The 277-nt window shown below is 66.4% G+C and carries 1 protein-coding gene; it reads left to right on the top strand.

Annotation, left to right across the window (positions count from 1 at the left end; translation table 11 throughout):
- On the top strand, positions 1 to 277 hold a 277-nt coding region (locus MOV74_RS41365; protein ID WP_309486902.1), incomplete at both ends, for a biotin carboxylase N-terminal domain-containing protein.

A 277-nucleotide genomic window follows, 5' to 3' on the forward strand; every position in this document is an offset into this window, starting at 1 on the left:
GGTCTATTCCGAGGCAGATCGCGACGCCCTCCATGTCGAGATGGCCGACGAGGCCGTGTTGATAGGCCCGCCCGCGGCAGCCGAGAGCTATCTGGTGATCGAGAAGATCGTGGAGGCCTGCCGCAAGACGGGCGCTGAGGCCGTGCATCCCGGCTACGGCTTCCTATCCGAGCGCGAGGCATTTCCGCGCGCGCTGGAAGCGGCCGGCATCGTCTTCATCGGCCCGAACCCGGGCGCGATTGCAGCCATGGGCGACAAGATCGAGTCGAAGAAGGCG

It is taken from the genome of Bradyrhizobium sp. SHOUNA76 (genome assembly GCF_023006445.1).
Lineage (GTDB): Bacteria > Pseudomonadota > Alphaproteobacteria > Rhizobiales > Xanthobacteraceae > Bradyrhizobium.